This window comes from Pantoea sp. RCC30.1 (genome assembly GCF_058148845.1).
Window position 1 is genome coordinate 419,546 of sequence record NZ_JBXUHX010000001.1, and the last position, 21,116, is coordinate 440,661.

The following is a 21,116-nucleotide window of genomic DNA, read 5'->3' on the forward strand; positions in this document are numbered from 1 at the left end:
AAAGAAGTCGCCATCCAGAAGTCATCTGCCAGCAAAGGGGGTCGTTGAACCTGATCCAGGCCCACAGCATCGTTATCGGCGGGCTAAGAAACAGCACTCAACTTTAGCCTGCTATGTTGAAATTTCTTAAGATCCGCTCCTGGCATAAAGCAGCCGTTCTGGCGGCGACTTATTTAAACAACACGGGGAACAGCTTTTTCCCCGTGTCTGGCAGGAATATACCCGCCGCGCGTTCATCATAATTACGGTTGTTTGCTGTTACCCAGCACTTTGTTAATCGCTTCGGTCCCACATTGATCGTCGGATTCCGCGCCGCCGGTGCCCGCCATGCCGATAGCGCCGATCCACTGGCCGCGATATTGCACCGGTACGCCGCCGCCAAGCAGCAATAGCTCATTAACCGTATTCAGGTTGACGCTTTCCGGTGAGGATTGCGCCTTTATGGTCAGTTGTCTGGTCGGCGTTTTGGTGGAGAGCGCAGTAAACGCTTTACGCCATGCCGCCTGAGTGTTGTGCGGCCCCACGTTGTCATCACGCATCAGCGTGACCAGATTTCCACCCCGATCCACCACGGCGACTACGCCCTGACGATTCATGTTATGGCAGGCGGACAAGGCCTCCGTTGCCAGTTGATTACTCAGCGCCTGCGTCATGTCATAGACGGAGGCTGGCTCAGCAGCGAGCGCCACGGCAGGTCCGGTTGTCAGCATCAATGCCAGCAGTAAACGTTTCATTTATTTCAGCTCCCGCGATAGGTGGAATATCCGTACTGGCTCAGCAGCAACGGAATGTGATAGGTAGTAGTGGTATTGGTGATATGGAACTCCACCGGTATTTCGGGGAAGAAACTCTGCTGTTGATGTGCCGCAAAATAGTGACCGGTTTTAAAAATCACCCGATAGTCTCCTGCCTCAAAGGGCTTTGCTGGCCAAAGGGCATCTATCCGACCCTGCTGGTTAGTATTGGCGGTATTCAGTACTTTCCAGCTTTCCCCCTGTTTCTGCTCAAGCATCACCTCAACCTCTGAGGCCGGCAGCCCGGTTTGCTGGTTCAGTACGTGAACGCTCAGCGGATTTTTACTGGCCGCGAAGGTGACCGCGGGAACGGCAAGCAGCGTGGCGAGGGTCAGGGCAGTGAGGCTCTTTTTCATTTTTTAATACTCCGGTGTTAATCACCCCGCTGTTATACCTGTGCGGTTGTTCATTCTGCCTGTCAGAAAGATGACCATATTGTCATCTGGCGCTGAAACGCTGGGGCGGTCATAAATTTCATGGCAAACTGCGCCGATGAAACTATTACTGATCGAAGATAACCAGAAGGCGAGCGCCTGGGTGCGTAAAGGGCTGGAAGAAGCGGGCTATACCGTGGACTACGCCGCAGACGGACGGGATGGCCTGCATCTGGGGCTGTCACATCCCTACAGCCTGGTGATACTGGATATTATGCTGCCGGGAATGGATGGGTGGCAGGTGCTGAAAACCCTGCGTACCGCCAGTCAGATTCCGGTGATTTGCCTGACCGCCAGAGACTCGGTGGATGATCGGGTGAAAGGGCTGGAACTGGGGGCCAATGATTACCTGGTTAAGCCGTTCTCTTTTGCGGAGTTGCTGGCTCGGGTAAGGAATCAGCTCCGGCAGCAGCAGCCGCACAGTAGCGTCCTGCGGGTAGGCGATCTGGTGCTGGACTCAGCGCGCTTTCAGGTTGTGCGTGACGGTGTCACTCTGACGCTGACGCGCAAAGAGTTCATGTTGTTATGGCTGCTCGCCAGCCGTCACGGTGAGATTCTGCCCCGGACGCTGCTGGCCAGCGAAATCTGGGGTGTTAATTTCGACAGTGAAACCAATATCGTTGATGTTGCTATCCGCCGTCTGCGCCGTAAAGTCGACGATCCCTTTCCTCACAAGCTCATCACTACGGTAAGGGGCATGGGATATTGCCTGTCAGAAAAAGGAGGCGAGGGTGACTAGCCCTTCTCTGACGCTGCGGCTGACGGCGATTTTTACGCTGATCATGGCGATGGCCTGTGGCGGCATCAGCCTGATTCTGTATAAAGCGTTACGCAGCGAACTGGTCTGGCGGGACGATCAAACGCTGATTAATCGGGCGGCGCAGTTAAGACAACTGCTTGAAGATGGTGCCCATCCCAGCTCGCTGCCGCTCTACTTCAACCGGATGGTCGATATCCATCAGGACATTCTCAGCATCCGCTCGCAGCATGAGCAAAATGTCAGTATTAATCATACCGGGATAACGTTGCCTGCGATCTCACCCACGCCGGTCAGCACGCCACCCAGTGAGAAACAGCTGCACCGCTGGATCAATGCGGATAAGACGGAAGCGTCGGCGTTAAGCCTGCAGGCAAACTCCTCGCTCGGGCCGGTAACCATTACGCTTGCCCGGGTCGCGCGGGAGCGGGCATTGATGCTGGAGCGTTATCGCCAGCAAAGCATTCTGGTTTCACTGGCGGCCATTTTGCTGTGCGCCGCTGTCAGTCCGCTGTTGATTCGCAGAGGGCTAAGGGCGATCGGCCGGTTAAGTAAGATCGTGGCAGAAACGGCCAGTGACCGGTTAAATCAGCCCGTGCCGCTTCAGGCTATCCCGCAGGAGCTGCTACCGATTGGCAATGCGCTTAACGCTATGCGTCAGCGCTTATCCACGGACTTTATCCGTCTGACCCAGTTTGCCGACGATCTGGCGCACGAAATCCGCACGCCCATTAATGTGTTACTGGGCCAGAATCAGGTCGCGCTGGGTCATGAACGCTCAGCCGCTGAATATCAGACGCTGCTCGAAGGCAACATTGAAGAGCTGGAGAGTCTGTCGCGTCTGACTGAAAACATTCTCTTCCTGGCTCGCGCCACGCACCACAATATCAGACTCAATAAACAGGACTTCCTGCTGCAGGATGTGCTGGAAGCGCTGGTAGACTTTCTTGAACCGGTTGCTGAAGAGCAGGAGAGGATGATTGAGCTTAACGCCGAAGGCTGCCTCACTGCGGATAAAATGCTGTTCCAGCGTGCGATGAGTAACCTGCTGATCAACGCCATTCGCTACTCGCCTGACAAAGGCACGATTCAGGTCTGCACGTTTCATCACGCTGATTACATTAAGGTTGAGGTGTCGAATGCGGGCGAAGAGCTGATGGAGCCTGAAAAATTGTTTGAACGCTTCTGGCGGGGCGATAACGTCCGTCATACGGCTGGAAGCGGGCTGGGACTGTCGCTGGTAAGCGCAATAGCCACTTTACATGGCGGGAGTGCTTACTACCGGCACGAGGAAGGGCAGAATATCTTTGGCCTGCGCCTGCCCCGAAAGTGAGCATCTGTACGACAATTTTATCTGTGTTGCTTTAATGAAAGTAGCAGAGGGGGATGGAAGCGATCTGCGGAAGTCATAAAGTCAGACACAGCCACCCACGTGCCTGTTGCACGCTACCTTACCGGTACTGTGGTCAGGTAGCGTCAATTCACATAACATTAAACGCCGCGTTCTCAGGTTAATTCAGGCACCACTCAGTATGCTGGCAACATCCTGCGGGTCCAGGTTCGCTGAAGTCTGCATCGGCACATGACGGTGAAGAGTTTATAGGCTGGCCCCTTCAATCAGCACAAACGTCCCGTGCGCAGCCCCTGCACGCAACAACCTGGCAGCCTGATACGCAGGGCTTTCATAAAAACGTCTGGCTTCGGCAAAAGATTCAAACTCAAACACCACATGTCGTTCATGCGCCTCTCCCTCCAGATTTTCATACTGCCCTGACCAGGCAACGATCTTCGGATTAAAGGCCTGCATGGCTTCACCTGCAGCTCTGGCATAGTCAGCGTATGCGACAGGGTCCGATACGGTCACGTGAGCGATTAAATAACCTTTGTTCATTTCTCTCTTTCCTTCCTGATAGGGGGAAACCTACTCTCTGTGAGAGCGTTTACCTTGTTATCGCGTTATAGGGATTCCACGGCGTGAAAGCACTCTATTAGCTATCAATAAGGTGATAAATTACGGAAAAAATAACGCACTGTTACTCTGAAGGAGAACAATGAAAAACCTCGAGGCACTGACTATTTTTGCGCGTGTGGCGGAAATGAAGAGTTTTACTCGGGCCGCTGACAGCCTGGGCATTCAGAAAGGGCGCGCTTCACTGGTGGTCCGGGAACTTGAAAAGGAGACAGGTGCGACGCTCCTGCACCGGACCACGCGGACCGTGCTGTTAACGGAAGATGGGCGGGCCTTTTATTCACGTGCACGGGATCTGTTGTCGGAAGTCGAGGAGTTGCAGTCTATGTTCGCTCACGACGGGATAGCTCTGCGGGGCAGGATACGCGTTGATATGCCTGCCGTACTGGCGCAAAGCGTAGTGATCCCCGCCTTGCCACAGCTGCTGGAGGCCCATCCTGAACTGGAAATTGAGCTTTCAAGTAATGACCGCCGCGTTGATTTGGTTGATGAAGGATTCGATTGCGTCATCCGCCTGGGGCCGATCGTGGATGAGACGCTGATTGCCCGGCCGCTGGGGAAACTACGCATGATCAATGCCGCCAGTCCCGGCTATCTGGCGCGTTTCGGAGTGCCGCAGTCAATTGATGATCTGCGCAATCAGGGCCACCAGATAGTTCATTACCAGCGGAGCTTTGGCGCAAAGCCAGAGGGATGGGAGTATCCAGCGGGCGACGGCTACAAAATGCTGCTGCTTCCCGGTGCGATAAGGGTCAACAGCGTACCGGCCTATCATGAGGCGGGGCTGGCCGGGCTAGGCTTAATTCAGGGCGGTTACTCCACACTTGCGCCTTTTATAGAACGCGGCGCGCTGGTGGAAGTTCTATCCGATCTGCGTCCAGAGCCGCTGAGCGCCTCTTTTGTGGTCGCGCACCGACGCAATCTTTCCCGGCGTGTCAGGGCCTTTATGCAGTGGACAGAAGAAATTCTGAAACCCTATTTTGACTCATCTGATTCGTGACTTTTACGCCAGATAAGATGTCTCCGGGCAGATAATAATTCATCATGACGCCGCTTAAAGGCTGTGCAGATGGCTTAACTACACATCAACCCGACGGGGGGTTATGGCCCAAATTAAAATAGAGAATAAACGATAAAAATAGAGTCATGAGTGGTATCAATTAAAATCCGTGTGCAATTGTAACTGCCGCTGTGCTAATATTTTCTCGCTTATTCAGGTCTCCTGCCGTGCGTAGTATTACTGGAACGCAGAATGATAGATAAATATCAAATTCATCATGAAATCGATGTGCTGCTTCTGCTGCGTCACATCTGCAAAATCGTTTTTACGTCTCTTATTTTGCTGCTACTCCCTCATTTTGCCTGGGCTGAAATTAAAGATGGCAAAGCCAATCGTATTGTCAGCGGTATTATTAGCTTCACCCAATGGCCGGGTTTAAAAAGCCCTGAATTATGCGCTTTGACTTCAGCACGGCATCTCTCTTTGCCGCGAAATTCCGCATTTCCGGCTGCGAAATTTACCGTTGTCTATCTGGCTAACGTAAGTGACATCCCGATGCATCGATGCGACGCCGTGTATTTCGGCGATCAGACGCCGCAGCAGCAGGTAGAGGCTATTCAGCAGTTTAATGGAAGAGCCGTTCTTACCCTTGCGGAGAACAATGCAGAGTGTACGGTGGGCGCTGCTTTTTGCCTGATTTTTCAACCTGACCATACGCATTTTTCCGTTAATCTTGATTCGCTTACCCGAAGCGGTGTCAGGGTGAATCCGGATGTGCTTTTGCTCTCCCGTGAGGGAAGCGAATAAGATGAAATTCGATAAATTAAGACATGACAAATCCTCCATCCGCAATAAACTGCGGAAAATAAGCACCATCAATGCGGCGGTGATATTACTGTTGTGCTGGCTGCTGCTCTCGTCAACATCACTGCTGTTTATTAAAAATTATGAGAAACGAAACCTCGAATTAATTGGTTCGACGCTCAGCACAACATTAACGGCGGCTACCGTTTTTGCCGACAGTTACGACGCGCGTAATAAAATCGAACGCCTTGGCAATGAAGGCATGTACGCCTCGGCGAAGCTGGTTACCCGGGATGAGATTGTTCTGGTCCAGTGGAATGCACAGCAGGAAAATACGGGCTGGTATTCGCGTTTGCTGCGTGAGTGGATCTATAACAAACCGCTCAGCGTTAATATCATTCACGCTGATGCGGCCGTCGGCACGTTGACGCTGGAAGGCACAGTGACCGGTGCGGTGAGTTTCATTCGATACTCATTCATGATTCTTACCAGCGGGATGCTCTGCGTGCTGCTTATCTCGCTCCTGCTGAGTGAGTTTCTGCATCGGGGAATGATCGCGACGCTGCGCACCATCACCAGTTCGATTCACTATGTGATTCATTCTGGCGATTTTTCGCTGCGTATTCCGGGCGGCCCTATCCGGGAATTTCAGCTTTTTTCTGATGACCTGAATTCGTTGCTGATGGAGATGCAATCGCTGAAGACATCACTGATGCGTGACAATCTTTCGCTGGCCGCCAAAGCGCTGGAAGACCCGCTGACCGGCCTGGCCAACCGCAGCGCCTTTTCCGCTCGCCTGACTCAGCTCCTCGACCAGCAATATGCCCATGAGCGTTTTGCTCTGCTGTTCCTTGATGCCGATCGCTTCAAGAGCATTAATGATAACTGGGGCCATGCCGCCGGGGATGAGGTGTTAAAAGCGATAGGTTCACGCCTCTTATCACTGGCGTCTGACCAGGATTTGGTCGTCCGGTTAGGCGGGGATGAATTTGCCATGCTGGTCACCAGCCGTGCCAGCGAGGAGCAGTTACAGCAACTCATACAGAGCATTCATGACGTCATCATGGAAAAAATTATTATTGCAGAAGGCGTGCCGATAACGGCCTCGGTGACCATCGGCTACGCGTGGTCACAGCACGGTGATACGGCTGAGTCCATTCTCGAACGTGCCGATATGAATATGTACAAGAATAAGCGAACAACTAGAGCGTAAATAAGGCGTGAACGAGGCGTGAATATGAAGAAGAACATTTCCATGATGCTGCTGACGTTGGCTCTGGTGGGTTGTCAGTCGAAAGAGCGCTTCAGTGAGGCGCAAATCGCAGCGATGAAAAGTGCCGGTTTCACCCAGAACATGGAAGGCTGGGGATTAGGATTATCTGATAAAATCCTGTTTGGTGTAAACGAAGCAGAACTGACACCCGCCAGCAAAAGCAAGATTCAGGGGATGGCAAAAAACCTGGCGTCGACCGGTATTGAGCATGTGCGCATCGACGGACATACCGATAATTACGGCAAACCCGATTATAACCAGCAGCTGTCGTTGAAAAGAGCGAATGCCGTAGCGGCACAGTGGGCGGAAGGTGCGGCGATACCTCGTGGAAATATTGTTACGCGTGGATTGGGCATGAGTGCCCCGGTTACCAGTAACAACAGCGCGCAAGGGCGTGCGCAAAACCGGCGCGTAGCCATTGTGATCACGGCACCGTGATAAGCCAGCGGGCAATTTTTGGTTTGTCGGCGGGTTTTCCAGAGCGTGACGCGCCGCTGAAAAATGGGAAAGGTGAATGCACGACGTAGCCCGCCGTGCATTGTTTTTGTCAGCGATAAAACGCCGGTTTATCCGCCATCTTAACCGGCACAATCTCTCCGGACGTCTGGGCCGCGACACAAGCATCCGCCGCTACCGCAGCAGCGTAGCCATCCCACGCCGAGGGACCGGTCATCTCACCGCTGATGACGTTGTTGATAAACGCCTGCAGTTCAACGTCATAGGCATCGATAAAGCGCTTTTTCCAGTCAGTCAGAATCGTAGTAGAGAGTTTTGCCGCGCTGCGCGTCTGCACAGAAACCGGCTCCGGCAGGCGAGCAACGCCGCTTTCACCCACCACTTCACACTGAATGTCGTAGCCATATTCACAGTTCACGAAGATTTCAACATCAATGCGCGCACCTTTGGCGGTCTCCAGCAGCACGATTTGAGGATCGCGCAGGTGTGACGACGCCTTGCGGGTTTTGCGTGGGAAGATCACCTGTACGCTGGCATAGTCATCATTCAGCAGCCAGCGCAACACATCCAGTTCATGGATCAACGTGTCGGTGATCGCCATGTCGGTGGTGTAACTGTCGCCCACTTCCGGGTTGCGGTGTGCGCAGTGCAGCATTAAAGGCTCGCCAATCTCGCCGCTGTCGATCACCGCTTTCAGCGCACGGTAGCCACTGTCATACGGGCGCATAAAGCCGACCTGCACCAGCTGACGACCCGCTTTTATTTCCGCTTCCACAATGTTCATACAGCCCTGCGCGGTGACCGCCAGCGGCTTCTCGCAGAACACCGCTTTGCCCGCCTCGATGCAAGCCAGCACAAAGGCTTCGTGCGTCGGACCCCAGGAGGTGACCAGCACCGCATTGACCTGAGGATCGTTGATCAGATCAATTGCATTGTCATAAATACGCGCTTCCGGCGTCAGCTCATTCACAATCTGCTGGCAGTTATCACGGTTGATGTCGTTGAGTGCCACCACGCGCGCATTCTGTAAAACGGTGCTGCAACGACGGATATGTTCGCGACCGATTGCGCCGGTGCCGATGACGCCAATATTAATAGTCATAATAATTCCTTAGGCTGAGTGGTTTAACAGCTGGATGCTGTCGCGAATCTCACGGGTAATGTCCGCTTCCTGCCAGTTGTTCATCACGGATGAGAACGGCTCAAAGGCGTAAAGCCCGGTGTAGCCCATCTTCTCCAGCCGCTCGACTTGCTGTTTGCTGCGCAATCTGTCATCTGCACTGAGCATGAGGCGCTCTTCGTCGGTAAGCTGATCGACCGGACGCGGGTCAGTGACGCCGGAGAGGTGAACCAGCCCGATCTGCTGAATGTCGATTTCCTGCTCAAAGGTCTGCTCCGCATCCTCAAACAGATGATGGTGGAAGGTATCGATCAGTAATCTGAACGGCACGCCCGCTTCATGGATCAGTGTCTGTGTCTGAGTGGCCGAGCGCAGTGAACTTTGCGGGAAGCCCAGCGGTTCTACCAGCCCCTGAATGCCCGCTTCGGCGAACAGCGGAGCCAGGGTTTTCAGCGCGCTGATGGTGTCGGCAACGCTGATGCGCGTGCCATCATTGAGCGGGCAGAGCACCAGTGATTCTGCACCGACCGCCTGCGCATCGCTTAACAGCTGGCGGGCGCGCTGCAGCACCTCTTCATTCAGCTGGTTAAACGGGTAGAGCGCATTAATGGTGACAATCCGGATGCCTGACTCACGCGCCAGCGATCTCACCTCATCGCCGGTGAGATCGTCGGTCACGCGTCCGCTGGGCATATCATTGCGCAGCTCGACATTGTGAATACCCAGCTGGCTGACCAGTTTAAAAAACTGCGGAAGGGTGAGGCTGGGCGCTATTTTACGGTTGATGCAAAAGCGCGCGTTGGGAATATTCAGGCTCATAACAATTTCCTTGAACGTAGGGTGTCGGTGTTAATAGCAATCGGGTCGTCAGCGTAATGACGCGGGCCGTTATTTTTTTACAGCGCAGCGCTCAGGCACTATTTTTTGCCGTTATAAAGCGCATAGAAATAGTGCTCGACCTGCTCAAGACTTCTTCCCCGGGTTTCGGGAATAAATTTCACAACAAAAACAGAACCGCCGATGCCGATTGCAGCGAATATAAAGAAGGCACCAGCCAGACCAAATGCGGCTAATAACAGCGGGAAGGCCATAGAGATGGCAAAATTAGCGATCCACAGTGAGAAGACCGCGCCGCCCATACAGATGCCGCGCATCCGCGCGGGGAAGATCTCCGACAGCAGGAGCCAGGTGACCGGTGACAGCGCGCCCTGCTGGAAGCAAAGAAACATCAGCATGCCCGCCAGAACCAGATAGGCCCGCAGCAGGTTGACTGTGCCACTGATGTATTCCGGCATCAGCCAGCAGACCAGCCCGATAAAGAAGAGGCAGCAGGTGCAGCCCATCTGTCCGATCAACACCAGCGGGCGACGGCCCACTTTGCCGATTAACCAGATACCGACCAGCGTCATGATGACGGAGATCACCCCATTGGCGATGGTGGCGAACAGCGCGGCATCGTTACTCAGTCCGGCGGCGGTCAGCATGGTAGGCGCGTAGTACATGATGGTATTGACGCCGGTTAGCTGCTGAATGGCGGCGATGCCAACGCCCAGCAGGAAAATTTTCATCAGCCATGGCGTCGCGAGATCGCGCAGGCGGCCTTTGCCACGCTGACGGTTCTCTTCGATGGTTTCCTCAATCTCTTCCAGTTCCCACTCAACATCTTCAGCGGCGCGGGTCTTTTCCAGCACCTCACGGGCAGCCTGACTGCGGCCTTTCATCACGTGCCAGCGTGGGGTTTCTGGCATAAATATCATGCCGATCCAGAGCAGAACGGCGGGCACAATCGACAGGGCGAGCATCCAGCGCCAGGTGTTTTCGCCGCCCCAGATGTCGTTAAAGGTGGCGTTTGATATGTATGCCAGAAGCTGACCGCTGACGATCATCAGCTCCTGAAGTGTGACCAGCTGACCGCGTTTGTTGGCGGGGGCGATTTCTGCGATGTAGACCGGCACGGTGGCCGCTGCGCCACCCACAGCAAAGCCCAGGAACAGGCGTGAGGCGATCATCCAGGTGACGTCCGGTGCCAGAGCTGATCCGACGGCCCCCAGGGCGAAGATCAGCGCCAGCGCGATGATAATGCGTCGTCTGCCCAGGCCATCTGCCAGATGGCCGGCTGCCAGCGCGCCGAAGGCTGCGCCAAACAACAGGGAACTGGTGACCAGCCCGGTGGTAAACGGCGTGAGATGCAGATCGCCGCGCATAAACAGCAGCGCACCTGAGACCACACCGGTGTCATAACCAAACAGCAATCCACCCAGGGTAGCGACCAGCGCAATAATCTTCACAAAAGGCTCGGTGCGGGTGGTGCTATTTGGACCGGAGGCCGGGTTCGACGAGATATAAAGTTCTTTTTCCATGAATACTCCTGGTAATAACGGCAAAGACAAAACGTCAGAACATGAAGAAGCCATCACCCTACTGATATTTTTATTTCGGGTTAAATTATATTTGAAACTAAGTTTTCATTATGTGAGCTCAAGCCTTTCGCCATTTTTATTTTGATGGGAATCCATCAAGGGGATAATAAAACCATTAAAATTAAGCGGGTTATTTGATGGGTTAATAAACTGGCAGTGTTTAAGGCAGGGCAAAACAGGACAGAAATAGCGTCAGGAGCGAGTAATAGAATGCGGTCAGGATGAAACATCCCAACCGTGAGAAAGGGAATTAATCAATGTTAGCGAATGGCGAGGGCGCTTAGTGCCGACAACAGCGCGTCCACTTTGGGCAGGAACTGTTTCCGACGTGGCCATACCACGCTTAGCGTCAGCCCATCGGGCTGCAACTGAGGCAAAATAATCTCCAGTTCACTGGCTGCTACGGCGCGCTGAATGAGCCAGGAGGGCATCTGCGCCACGCCTAATCCGGCAATCACCGCCTGAAGCTGGGCATCAACATCGCCCAGTGCCAGCCGGAACGGCACCTCGCGCCAGTGTGGCTGACCATCTTCGGTGGTGAACAGCCAGGGTTTGGGGGTGCCATCCACGCGTTCATAAAGGATGGCGCGGTGGTTAAGCAACGCCGCTTCATTCTCCGGGCGGCCTTCGCGGGCCAGATAGGCGGGGGAGGCACAGAACTGCATCTTCTCGCGGCCCATGTTACGGCAGCCCAGCGAAGCGGGCAGGTCAGGTGCACCGCCGATGCGCACTGCAACATCCACACCCTCTTCAAAAAGGTCAACAAAACGATCGGACAAACTCAGGCTTAGCGCCAGTTCCGGGTGCTGCTGGCAAAAAGGCATCAGCAGCGGCATGACGTTGAGGCGGCCATAGGTGGTAGGCACCGCCAGGCGCAGGCGACCGGACGGAATAGTGCGCTGGGCCGCCAGCAGCGCTTCGGCTTCGGCCAAATCCTCCAGGATGCGCAGGCAGGTCTGATAATAAGCGGTGCCCGCGTCGGTGAGGTGCAGGCTTCGGGTGGTGCGTTCCAGCAGCCGCGAGCCTAAGCGTGTTTCCAGGCGGCTGACGCTTTTACTGACCGCCGAGCCGGTCACGTGCAGACGCTCAGCCGCGGCGGTAAAGCTGCCGCACTCGACGCTGGCAACAAACGGCAGAATATCTTTGAGGCGATGATCATGCATCGATTAATGAACTCAGGTTGAGAATGCTGTGAATAAATGCCAGAGATAAGAACTGAATTCTCTATTAGGCTTAGCATTACGCAAAACGAGGAGAAATCAAATGAAAAAGCACGCTTTGATTGTGGGCATCAGCGGCGTTATTGGTCGCGCACTGGCAGAGAAATTACAAAACGAAGGCTGGCAGGTCACCGGTCTGTCACGCGGACGCGGTGCAGTCCCTGAAGGCGCCGCCAGCCTGACAGCCGATCTGACCGATGCGGAAGCCGTCCGTGATGCACTGAAAACAGTAAAACCGGATGCGCTGTTCTTTAGCGTCTGGGCGCGTCAGGAAAATGAGAAAGAGAATATCCGTGTTAACGGCGGCATGGTTCGCAACGTGATTGAAGCCCTGGGCGAGCGCCTTAAGGGTTCACACGTCGCGCTGGTGACCGGGCTGAAGCACTACCTGGGCCCGTTTGAAGCGTACGGTAAAGGCGCTGTGCCGGTCACGCCATTCCGTGAAGAGCAGGGCCGTCAGCCGGTCGATAACTTCTATTACGCGCAGGAAGATGAAGTCTTCGCGGGCGCAGAGAAGTATGACTACCGCTGGAGCGTGCATCGTCCGCATACCATCATCGGTTATGCCGTGGGTAACGCGATGAATATGGGGCAGACGCTGGCGGTTTACGCGACGCTGTGTAAAGAAAAGGGCTGGCCGTTTATCTTCCCAGGCTCACCAGAGCAGTGGAACGGTATCGTTGATATGACCGATGCGGGTCTGCTCGCTGAGCAGCTGCACTGGGCAGCGACTTCACCGAATGGCGCTAATGAGGACTTCAATGCTGTAAACGGCGACGTGTTCCGCTGGAACTGGATGTGGCCAAAACTGGCTGACTATTTCGGTATCGAAGCCGCGGAATTCCCGGCGCAGATGATGCCGCTGGAAGATCGCATGCAGGAAGCCGCCAGTGCATGGCAGGCGATTGCCGGGCAGCATCAGCTGCGTGAGGCGGATGTCACTAAGCTGGCTTCATGGTGGCATACCGATGCCGACCTGGGTCGTCCGATGGAAGCCTTTACCGATATGAGTAAAAGCCGCAAAGCGGGCTTTATCGGCTACCGCAACACGCTCGACTCCTTTACTCAGCTGTTTGATAAGCTGAAAGCGGAAAAAGTGATTCCGGAATAAATCCAGCAGGCGCCGCATCAGGCGCCTCTTTTGTTTCTGGCAGCACATTATAATCTGGTACTCGCTTTATCTAATGGAGGATCTGATTTTATGGCGACATGTTTCATTATCGGGGCGGCGGGTAAAGTTGGCCAAAAGCTGACCCGTCAGCTGAGCAGCAAAGGTCATGCAGTGACGGCGCTGCACCGCAAACCGGAACAGGCTGAGACTCTTCAGGCCGCAGGCGCAAAGCCTGTCGCTGGGGATATTCAGCAGCTGAGCGTGGCGGCACTGGCAGAGTTGATGGCCGGGCACGACGTGGCTGTCTTTACAGCGGGCGCGGGCGGTGCCGGGATTGAGCTGACTAATGCCATTGACGGTGCAGGGCTGGAGCTGGCCGTAGCCGCAGCAGAGCAGGCGGATATCTCGCGCTTCCTGCTGGTCTCGGCATTTCCGGATGCCGGGCGTGGTAAAACTCCGTCAGAAGGATTTGAGAATTACATGCGGGTGAAGCGCCTGGCGGATGCCGTGCTGGTAGCGAGTAAGCTGGAGTGGGTGATCCTGCGGCCGGGAACGCTGACCGATGAAGCCGGTACGGGTCGGGTTCATGCCGATCTGGCGATTCCGTATGGTGAGATCCCGCGCGAAGACGTGGCGGCGACGCTGGTCGGGTTGATCGAGAATCCGGCGATTAAGTATCAGATCATCGAACTCACCCAGGGTGAGGTGCAGATTGATGTGGCGTTGCAGCGGTTGCAGAGGGGATAGAAAGGTTCGATAGCGGAGTTTTCAGACTGCTGCTGAAGCCAGGTCAGAGTGAACCTGGCAGCCATAAATTAGCTAAGCGCGCAGGGAACCGGGTCAGAAGAGGAAAGCGTCCCGCGCCAGGACGGCGCGGGCCGAGCGTGTCATGGATGACGGCTTTTGCGTCTTTCCGATCTGACCCGTTTCCCTGCACAGGCTCGTTAGCACAGCCAATACGCCTGAATGCGTCACAAATAAAAGCCCCGTAATCGGGGCTTTTTGATTTGTTAACGCAGGTTTTTCCTGACGTAAGTTCTACTTAACGCATTTTGCGCAGTGCGCGCGCTCAATGTGCTGGAAAAAGTCATTACCTTTGTCATCGACCAGGATAAAGGCAGGGAAGTTCTCAACCTCAATTTTCCAGATCGCTTCCATTCCCAGCTCAGGATACTCAACGCATTCCAGACTTTTGATGCTCTGCTGCGCCAGAACCGCGGCCGGACCACCGATGCTGCCCAGATAGAAGCCGCCATGTTTATGACAGGCATCGGTCACCTGCTGGCTGCGGTTGCCTTTCGCCAGCATGATCTTGCTGCCGCCGTGCGCCTGCAGCAGATCCACATAGGAATCCATACGACCTGCGGTAGTCGGGCCGAGTGAACCAGACGCATAACCTTCTGGCGTTTTGGCCGGACCGGCGTAATAGACCGGGTGATCTTTAATGTACTGCGGTAATCCTTCGCCGTTATCGATGCGCTCTTTGAGTTTGGCATGCGCGATATCACGCGCCACGATAATGGTGCCGGTCAGTGACAGGCGGGTAGAAACCGGATACGCGGACAATTGCGCCAGAATCTCTTCCATTGGACGGTTAAGATTCACCTGCAACGCTTCACCTTCGCCCTGCTGACGCAGCGCTTCCGGGATCAGGCGGCCTGGGTTGGCTTCGAGCTTCTCAATCCAGATACCTTCGCGGTTAATCTTCGCTTTGATGTTACGGTCAGCCGAGCATGAGACGCCCATGCCTATCGGGCATGACGCGCCGTGACGCGGCAGACGCACCACGCGGATATCGTGGGCGAAATATTTGCCGCCAAACTGCGCGCCGAGGCCGAGCTGCTGCGCCGCTTCCAGCAGTTCCTGCTCCAGCTGAACGTCGCGGAACGCCTGACCGTGCTCATTACCTTCAGTCGGTAAGCCATCGTAATAGTGCGTCGAGGCGAGCTTAACGGTTTTCAGGGTGCTTTCAGCCGAGGTGCCGCCGATAACAAACGCAATATGGTAAGGCGGACAGGCTGCGGTGCCGAGGGTACGCATCTTATCTACCAGGTAATTTTTCAGCTTGCCCGGACTCAGCAGCGCTTTGGTTTCCTGATAGAGATAGGTTTTGTTGGCGGAGCCGCCACCTTTGGCGATACAGAGGAATTTGTACTCATCGCCATCGACGCTGTAGAGGTCGATCTGCGCTGGCAGATTAGTACCGGTATTCACCTCTTTGTACATATCCAGCGCGGCATTCTGAGAATAGCGCAGGTTATCTTCAATGTAGGTGTTGTAGATACCCTGTGACAGTGCGGCTTCATCACCACCGCCGGTCCAGACGCGCTGGCCCTTTTTACCCATGATGATCGCGGTGCCGGTATCCTGACAGGTAGGCAGCACGCCTTTGGCGGCAATTTCAGAGTTTCTTAAAAACTGCAGGGCGACATATTTGTCATTGTCGCTGGCTTCCGGGTCATCAAGGATGGAGGCAACCTGCTGCTGGTGGGCCGGACGCAGCATGAAAGAGGCGTCGTGGAAGGCTTGCTGACTCAGCAGCGTCAGTGCCTGCGGGGCAATTTTCAGGATCTCCTGACCCTCAAACTCGGCGACGGAGACATGCTCGCGACTCAGCAAATAGTATTCAGTATCTTCGTGGGACAGCGGAAAAGGGTTCTGATAGACAAAAGGTTTGTTCGACATTTTTTCTCACTTAATGACCGGCTGAACCTCCGCGTGCAGGCTGCGGGGCACAACATCATAGGCGAATTAATCGTTTATTATGCTTCCTCACCGTGGGTGCGGTGAGGAAGTGCTGGAATGGTATCTTATAACGCGTTGATCTGCATGTTGTATCCGTCAGAACATCCACACCATCCACGGATAGGCAATCAGCATCATAGAACCTAAGAAGATGGCACCGAAGATAGTACCCAGACGCCAGTAATCTTTGGTAGGCAGATAACCGCTGCCGTAGTAAATCGGGCTTGGGCCAGTACCGTATGGCGTGATGATGCCCATCACACCCAGAGAGGTACACAACATCAGGCAGAAGACGGGCATATTGATGCCTGGGATTGAGGCTGCGATGGTCAGCATGGCCGGTAACAGCGCGGTAGTGTGCGCAGTGGTACTGGCAAACAGGTAGTGCAGCAGGAAGAAGGCAATTAACAGGACTACCGCTGAAACCTGCGGGTCATAACCCTGCAGCAGCATGCCACCCTCTTTACCTAACCAGGTGATGAAGCCGACGCGGGCCAGACCATCAGCCAGTGCCACCAGGGTAGCGAACCAGGCAAAAGTGTTCCAGGCCGGTTTATTACTGGTGATGTCGTTCCAGTTCAGGACTCCGGTCCACAGCATCAGCACGACCACCAGCAGCGCAGCCATCGCTGGCTCAATCCACGAAGTGGCGAAAATCCACATCAGCAGGGCACAGACTACGAACACCAGCAGCAGGATTTCGTTACGGGTCAGTCGGCCCAGTTTTTCCAGTTCTGCGATGGCCCATTTTGGCACTTCATCGTTGATTTTGACTTCAGGCGGATAGAACCAATAAGCCAGCAGCGGCATGGTCAGAATCAGCAGTAAGCCCAGTGGCAGGAAGGCCAGGAACCACATGCCCCATGAGATATCGAAACCGACGATGCTTTTTACCAGCGCCAGCGCCAGCAGGTTAGGGGCCAGAGCAGAGAGGAACATCGAGCTGGTGATACAGGCTGCGGTAATCGCGACCCACATCAGATACGAACCGATTTTACGGGCGCTCGGGTCGTTGGGTTTAGAGCCGTACAGCGGAGGCAGGTTGGCAATAATCGGGTAGATGGTGCCGCCACTGCGCGCGGTGTTTGATGGGGTAAATGGCGCGAGTAACAGGTCAGCAAAGGTAATGGCATAACCCAGCGTCAGGCTGCGGCGACCCAGATACTTCACCAGAATCAGGGCCAGGCGACGACCGAACTGTGTCTTGTCATAACCTGCGGCGAACATAAAGGCACCGAAGATGAGCCAGACTGTGGAGTTGCCGAAACCGCTGACCGCCCATTTAAAGGACTCACTGGCGACTTTGAATTTCGGGTTAGCCAGCTCGGCCGGGCTGAAGAGCAGGAACTGGCTGAACAGCGCGATGACCACTACACCGGTCAGGCCGATCACCGCGCCAGGCAACGGTTCAAAGATCAGTCCGACAATCACGCCCACGAAGATGGCAAAGAAGTGCCAGGCGTAGGGTTCGAGTCCGGCGGGTGTCGGTACCAGTAACAGCAATATGGCAACGATTACCGGCAGAGCCAGCATGATAGCTTTCTTTTTACCCGCCGCCGGAGGAGCGGCTTTTGGGGGTTCAGTAACAGCTGAGAGTGTTTTCATAGTGTTTTATCTGCAAGTTAAGAAGAATGCGATTTGCGCCCCGGACCTTCACTGATGACTTTCTTTCTTATTCTTAATAGTGTGAATAAACCGCGATGCACTGATTTTTTTAATCTGCTGCTTTGCTACTGAGCTGCATTTTTAAATCCATGTAAATATGATGCGATTTTTGCAAATATAGATTTTGATCCAGATCAAAGAAATTAATTCATTATTCTCCATTTTTAACATTTATTTTTAATTTATATTTACAGCATCGACATTTTGACAGTTCTGTGAAGCTGGTCGACAAATAATCACCCTGGCAAAACGGAGTGCCCTGCTTTAAACGCATGATGATAAACGATTTATTTTTTATGTAAATGATTAGTTGATTTTTGGTAACGCTTGGTTAACAATTAATATAACTTCACTTTATCCTTTCGGCAAATAAAAAATCCAAATGGTTTAAAAGTTAAAAAAGTAAATTTATCGCTTATGAAAGCAAAGAAAAGAGTATATTAACCTCATGACATCGGACCACTTAATTAAGCGATAATTTGCGTCCGCTAAAAATTTCCAGACTTTTAAATCTTGGAGTTTATCGCAATGAAATCTCTCACTCCCATCCTTAATCCACTGACTCTGCCGAATGGCGCTGTTTTAAAAAACCGACTGGTGATGGCACCCATGACCACCTGTACCGGTTTTTATGACGGAACGGTCACCAGCGAGCTGGTCGAATACTATCGCGCACGCGCTGGCAGCATCGGAACCGTGATCGTTGAATGCTGCTTTATTGATAACCGCGGCCCGGCATTTCCGGGTGCCATTGCTATTGACAGCGACAACAAAATTCCCGGTCTGAAACGCATCGCAGACGCCATTAAATCTGAAGGCTCCACAGCCATCCTGCAGATCTATCACGGTGGTCGCATGGTCGAGCCGGAGCTGATTGGCGGGAAAACGCCGGTTGCGCCAAGCGCGATTGCGGCACCGCGTGAAGGGGCAACCAAACCTCTGGCGCTGAGCGCCGAAGAAGTCGATACCATGATCACCAAATTTGGTGACGCGGTGAACCGCGCTATCAAGGCCGGTTTCGACGGCGTCGAAATTCATGGTGCCAACACCTACCTGATTCAGCAGTTCTATTCACCCAACTCTAACCAGCGCGATGACAAGTGGGGCGGCAGCCGCGATAACCGCGCACGCTTCCCACTGGAAGTGCTGGAAATCACCCATAAGATGGCGGAGCGCTTCGCCCATAACTCTTTCATCATCGGCTATCGCTTCTCGCCGGAAGAGATCGAAGTCCCCGGCATCCGTTTTGATGACACGCTCTATCTGCTGGAAAAACTGGCCGCGCGTGGACTCGACTACGTTCACTTCTCTGTGGGTCAGCTGCTGCGTCCGTCGATTGTCGATACTCAGGACCCGACGCCACTGATTGAGAAATTTGTCGCGATGCGTTCACCTGAGCTGGCAAAAGTGCCGGTGATTGGTGTCGGCGGCGTGGTGAACAAAGCCGATGCGGAGCTGGCGCTGGAGAAAGGCTACGATCTGGTGGCGATTGGTAAAGCCTGCATCGCCTATCCGAACTGGGCTGATCGCATCATCAATAACGAACACCTCGAACTCTACATCGACAGCAATAAACGCGAAGAGCTGCAAATTCCTGAACCGTTGTGGCGTTTCTCTCTGGTCGATGCGATGATCCGCGACACCAGCGAATCAGGCCGCAAATACAAAGCGGGCGTCTATCAGGAAAAAGTCGAAGCCGAAGCGCTGAAACTGAAAATCAACGTCACGCTGGATACCGACCGTATCACCGACATCTCGCTGGTGCCGGATGACACGCTGGATGTGGACTTCACCACCACCTTTGAAAGCCTGCGCAGCCGCATCCTGGTGGCGAACAGCCCACACGTCGATGCGATTACCGGTGCAACCACCCAGAGTGAGGCGCTGAAAAAAGCGGTTTCACGCGCGATGACCACCTCCAGCAAAGCGCACGTGATCGAGGAAGGCGGTAACCCTAACGCACCACAGAATTACGATGTGGTGATTGTGGGCAGCGGCGGTGCCGGTCTGGCGGCGGCGATTCAGGCGCACGATGAAGGCGCGCGCGTGGTCATCATCGAGAAGATGCCGACCATTGGCGGCAACACCATCAAAGCGTCAGTGGGCATGAACGCCGCTGAAACCCGCTTCCAGAAACTCAAAGGCATCGAAGACAGCAAAGAGCTGTTCTACGAAGAGACGCTGAAGGGCGGTCAGTTCAAAAACAATCCGGTGCTGCTGCGTGAGTTTGTTGACCTGGCACCTGAGGCGATTGAGTGGCTGGCGGATAAAGGCATTGAGCTTAACGACATCACTATTACCGGTGGGATGAGCATCGACCGTACTCACCGTCCGGCTGACCGCTCAGCGGTGGGTGGCTTCCTGATTAGCGGGCTGGTAAAAAATATCAACAGCCGCAACATCGAAGTCCTGCTGGAAACCTCGGTCGCCGAGATCCTCTATGAGAATGGCGCAATCACGGGCGTGAAAGTGGTCGATGAATACAACGACAGCCGTATCCTGAACGCCAAAAGTGTGATTGTGGCGACCGGTGGATTCAGTGCGAACCGTGAGCTGGTGGTGAAATACCGTCCTGAACTCGATGGCTTCGTAACGACCAACCACAAAGGCGCGACTGGCAGCGGCATTGCGATGCTGGAAAAAATTGGTGCTGGTACAGTGGATATGGGCGAAATCCAGATTCACCCAACGGTTGAGCAGACCACCTCTTATCTGGTCTCCGAATCCATTCGTGGCGGCGGCGCTATCCTGGTCAGCCAGGCGGGCGAGCGTTTCTACAACGAGATGGAAACCCGCGACAAAGTTTCCGCGCAGATTATCGCGCTGCCAGAGAAAAGTGCCTGGATTGTGTTTGACGAGCAGGTGCGCATGAACAACAAAGCGGCTGACGAATACATCGCCAAAGGCTTTGTCATCAGCGCCCCAACCGTGGCGGAACTGGCGGTGAAACTCAACATGAGTGAGCATCACACCCTGGAAGCGACACTGGCACGTTACAACAACTTCGTCATCATGCAGAAAGATGAAGACTTTGGTCGCCAGACCGCGCTGCGTCATCCCCTGAGTGAAGCGCCGTTCTACGCGATTCGTGTCGCACCGGGTGTTCACCACACCATGGGCGGCGTCACTATCGACACCACAACAGCAGTGCTCGACAGCCAGAAACAGGTGATTAACGGCGCCTGGGCCTGTGGTGAGGTGGTTGGCGGTATCCACGGTGCGAACCGTATCGGCGGTAACGCTGTTGCGGATATCATCATCTTCGGTATTCTGGCCGGTGGTAACGCCGCCGCTTACGCCCGACGTTAACGGCAGTCTCCGGCATCCGTATCCTGCGGGTGCCGGTCT

General features: G+C 54.3%; 18 protein-coding genes. 9 read left to right on the forward strand and 9 right to left on the reverse strand.

Annotated elements, in window-relative coordinates:
* Window positions 1–242: 242 nt before the first annotated feature.
* Together AC2LB6_RS02005 and uraH are read right to left on the reverse strand one after the other, a co-directional pair.
* Window positions 243–734, reverse strand: coding sequence for a GlcG/HbpS family heme-binding protein (locus AC2LB6_RS02005; RefSeq protein ID WP_010247306.1), 492 nt, complete (start codon window positions 732–734; stop codon window positions 243–245).
* A 5-nt stretch (window positions 735–739) separates the two neighbouring features.
* Window positions 740–1,150: a hydroxyisourate hydrolase gene (gene uraH, locus AC2LB6_RS02010; RefSeq protein WP_064702938.1), complete on the reverse strand. Its 411-nt coding sequence runs from the start codon at window positions 1,148–1,150 to the stop codon at window positions 740–742.
* A gap of 136 nt (window positions 1,151–1,286) precedes the next feature.
* On the opposite strand from uraH, the gene hprR reads away from it, so the two are divergent.
* Window positions 1,287–1,967, forward strand: coding sequence for a response regulator transcription factor HprR (hprR, locus tag AC2LB6_RS02015; protein ID WP_490092203.1), 681 nt, complete (start codon window positions 1,287–1,289; stop codon window positions 1,965–1,967).
* Window positions 1,960–3,318 (forward strand): heavy metal sensor histidine kinase, encoded by a 1,359-nt coding sequence (locus AC2LB6_RS02020; RefSeq protein WP_490092204.1) that lies wholly within the window; start codon window positions 1,960–1,962, stop codon window positions 3,316–3,318. The genes hprR and AC2LB6_RS02020 overlap by 8 nt, the downstream gene beginning before the upstream one ends.
* Window positions 3,319–3,582: 264 nt before the next feature.
* On the opposite strand, the gene AC2LB6_RS02025 is transcribed toward AC2LB6_RS02020, so the two are convergent.
* Window positions 3,583–3,876 (reverse strand): DUF1330 domain-containing protein, encoded by a 294-nt coding sequence (locus AC2LB6_RS02025; protein WP_090964547.1) that lies wholly within the window; start codon window positions 3,874–3,876, stop codon window positions 3,583–3,585.
* A 160-nt stretch (window positions 3,877–4,036) separates the two neighbouring features.
* Between AC2LB6_RS02025 and AC2LB6_RS02030 the strand changes: the two genes are divergently transcribed.
* From AC2LB6_RS02030 to yfiB, 4 genes are all read left to right on the forward strand, one after another.
* Entirely contained in the window at window positions 4,037–4,954 is a 918-nt protein-coding gene (locus tag AC2LB6_RS02030; RefSeq protein WP_490092205.1) for a LysR substrate-binding domain-containing protein, read from the forward strand.
* Window positions 4,955–5,206: 252 nt separating this feature from the next.
* On the forward strand, window positions 5,207–5,761 hold the full coding sequence (yfiR, locus tag AC2LB6_RS02035; protein WP_490092206.1) for a regulatory sequestration protein YfiR: 555 nt from the start codon (window positions 5,207–5,209) through the stop codon (window positions 5,759–5,761).
* 1 nt (window position 5,762) lies between these two features.
* The gene (gene dgcN / locus AC2LB6_RS02040) at window positions 5,763–6,971 is read left to right on the forward strand and encodes a diguanylate cyclase DgcN/YfiN (RefSeq protein ID WP_490092207.1); all 1,209 of its coding nucleotides are present in this window, start codon (window positions 5,763–5,765) and stop codon (window positions 6,969–6,971) included.
* Window positions 6,972–6,995: 24 nt separating this feature from the next.
* Window positions 6,996–7,469, forward strand: a complete 474-nt coding sequence (gene yfiB, locus AC2LB6_RS02045) for an outer membrane lipoprotein YfiB (RefSeq protein WP_490092208.1) — start codon at window positions 6,996–6,998, stop codon at window positions 7,467–7,469.
* A gap of 109 nt (window positions 7,470–7,578) precedes the next feature.
* Here the strand turns inward: yfiB and iolG are convergent, their stop codons facing one another.
* The 4 genes from iolG to AC2LB6_RS02065 all read right to left on the reverse strand — a co-directional run bounded on the left by iolG (window position 7,579) and on the right by AC2LB6_RS02065 (window position 12,190).
* Entirely contained in the window at window positions 7,579–8,589 is a 1,011-nt protein-coding gene (gene iolG / locus AC2LB6_RS02050) for a bifunctional inositol 2-dehydrogenase/D-chiro-inositol 1-dehydrogenase (protein ID WP_490092209.1), read from the reverse strand.
* A gap of 9 nt (window positions 8,590–8,598) precedes the next feature.
* Window positions 8,599–9,426: a TIM barrel protein gene (locus AC2LB6_RS02055; protein WP_490092210.1), complete on the reverse strand. Its 828-nt coding sequence runs from the start codon at window positions 9,424–9,426 to the stop codon at window positions 8,599–8,601.
* A gap of 98 nt (window positions 9,427–9,524) precedes the next feature.
* A complete protein-coding gene (locus AC2LB6_RS02060) occupies window positions 9,525–10,967 on the reverse strand; it encodes a sugar porter family MFS transporter (RefSeq protein ID WP_490092211.1) in 1,443 nt (480 codons plus the stop codon).
* A 320-nt stretch (window positions 10,968–11,287) separates the two neighbouring features.
* Window positions 11,288–12,190, reverse strand: coding sequence for a LysR family transcriptional regulator (locus AC2LB6_RS02065; protein WP_490092212.1), 903 nt, complete (start codon window positions 12,188–12,190; stop codon window positions 11,288–11,290).
* 100 nt (window positions 12,191–12,290) lie between these two features.
* Between AC2LB6_RS02065 and AC2LB6_RS02070 the strand changes: the two genes are divergently transcribed.
* Both AC2LB6_RS02070 and AC2LB6_RS02075 read left to right on the forward strand, forming a co-directional pair.
* The gene (locus AC2LB6_RS02070) at window positions 12,291–13,358 is read left to right on the forward strand and encodes an SDR family oxidoreductase (RefSeq protein ID WP_490092213.1); all 1,068 of its coding nucleotides are present in this window, start codon (window positions 12,291–12,293) and stop codon (window positions 13,356–13,358) included.
* A 90-nt stretch (window positions 13,359–13,448) separates the two neighbouring features.
* Window positions 13,449–14,105: an SDR family oxidoreductase gene (locus AC2LB6_RS02075; RefSeq protein ID WP_490092214.1), complete on the forward strand. Its 657-nt coding sequence runs from the start codon at window positions 13,449–13,451 to the stop codon at window positions 14,103–14,105.
* A 291-nt stretch (window positions 14,106–14,396) separates the two neighbouring features.
* On the opposite strand, the gene fumA is transcribed toward AC2LB6_RS02075, so the two are convergent.
* On the reverse strand, window positions 14,397–16,043 hold the full coding sequence (fumA, locus tag AC2LB6_RS02080) for a class I fumarate hydratase FumA (RefSeq protein WP_490092215.1): 1,647 nt from the start codon (window positions 16,041–16,043) through the stop codon (window positions 14,397–14,399).
* A 156-nt stretch (window positions 16,044–16,199) separates the two neighbouring features.
* Window positions 16,200–17,708 carry a DASS family sodium-coupled anion symporter gene (locus tag AC2LB6_RS02085; protein WP_490092216.1) on the reverse strand — a complete coding sequence of 503 codons (1,509 nt, stop codon included), beginning with the start codon at window positions 17,706–17,708 and terminating at the stop codon, window positions 16,200–16,202.
* Window positions 17,709–18,296: 588 nt separating this feature from the next.
* Between AC2LB6_RS02085 and AC2LB6_RS02090 the strand changes: the two genes are divergently transcribed.
* Window positions 18,297–21,077, forward strand: a complete 2,781-nt coding sequence (locus AC2LB6_RS02090) for a flavocytochrome c (protein ID WP_490092217.1) — start codon at window positions 18,297–18,299, stop codon at window positions 21,075–21,077.
* Window positions 21,078–21,116: the final 39 nt, after the last annotated feature.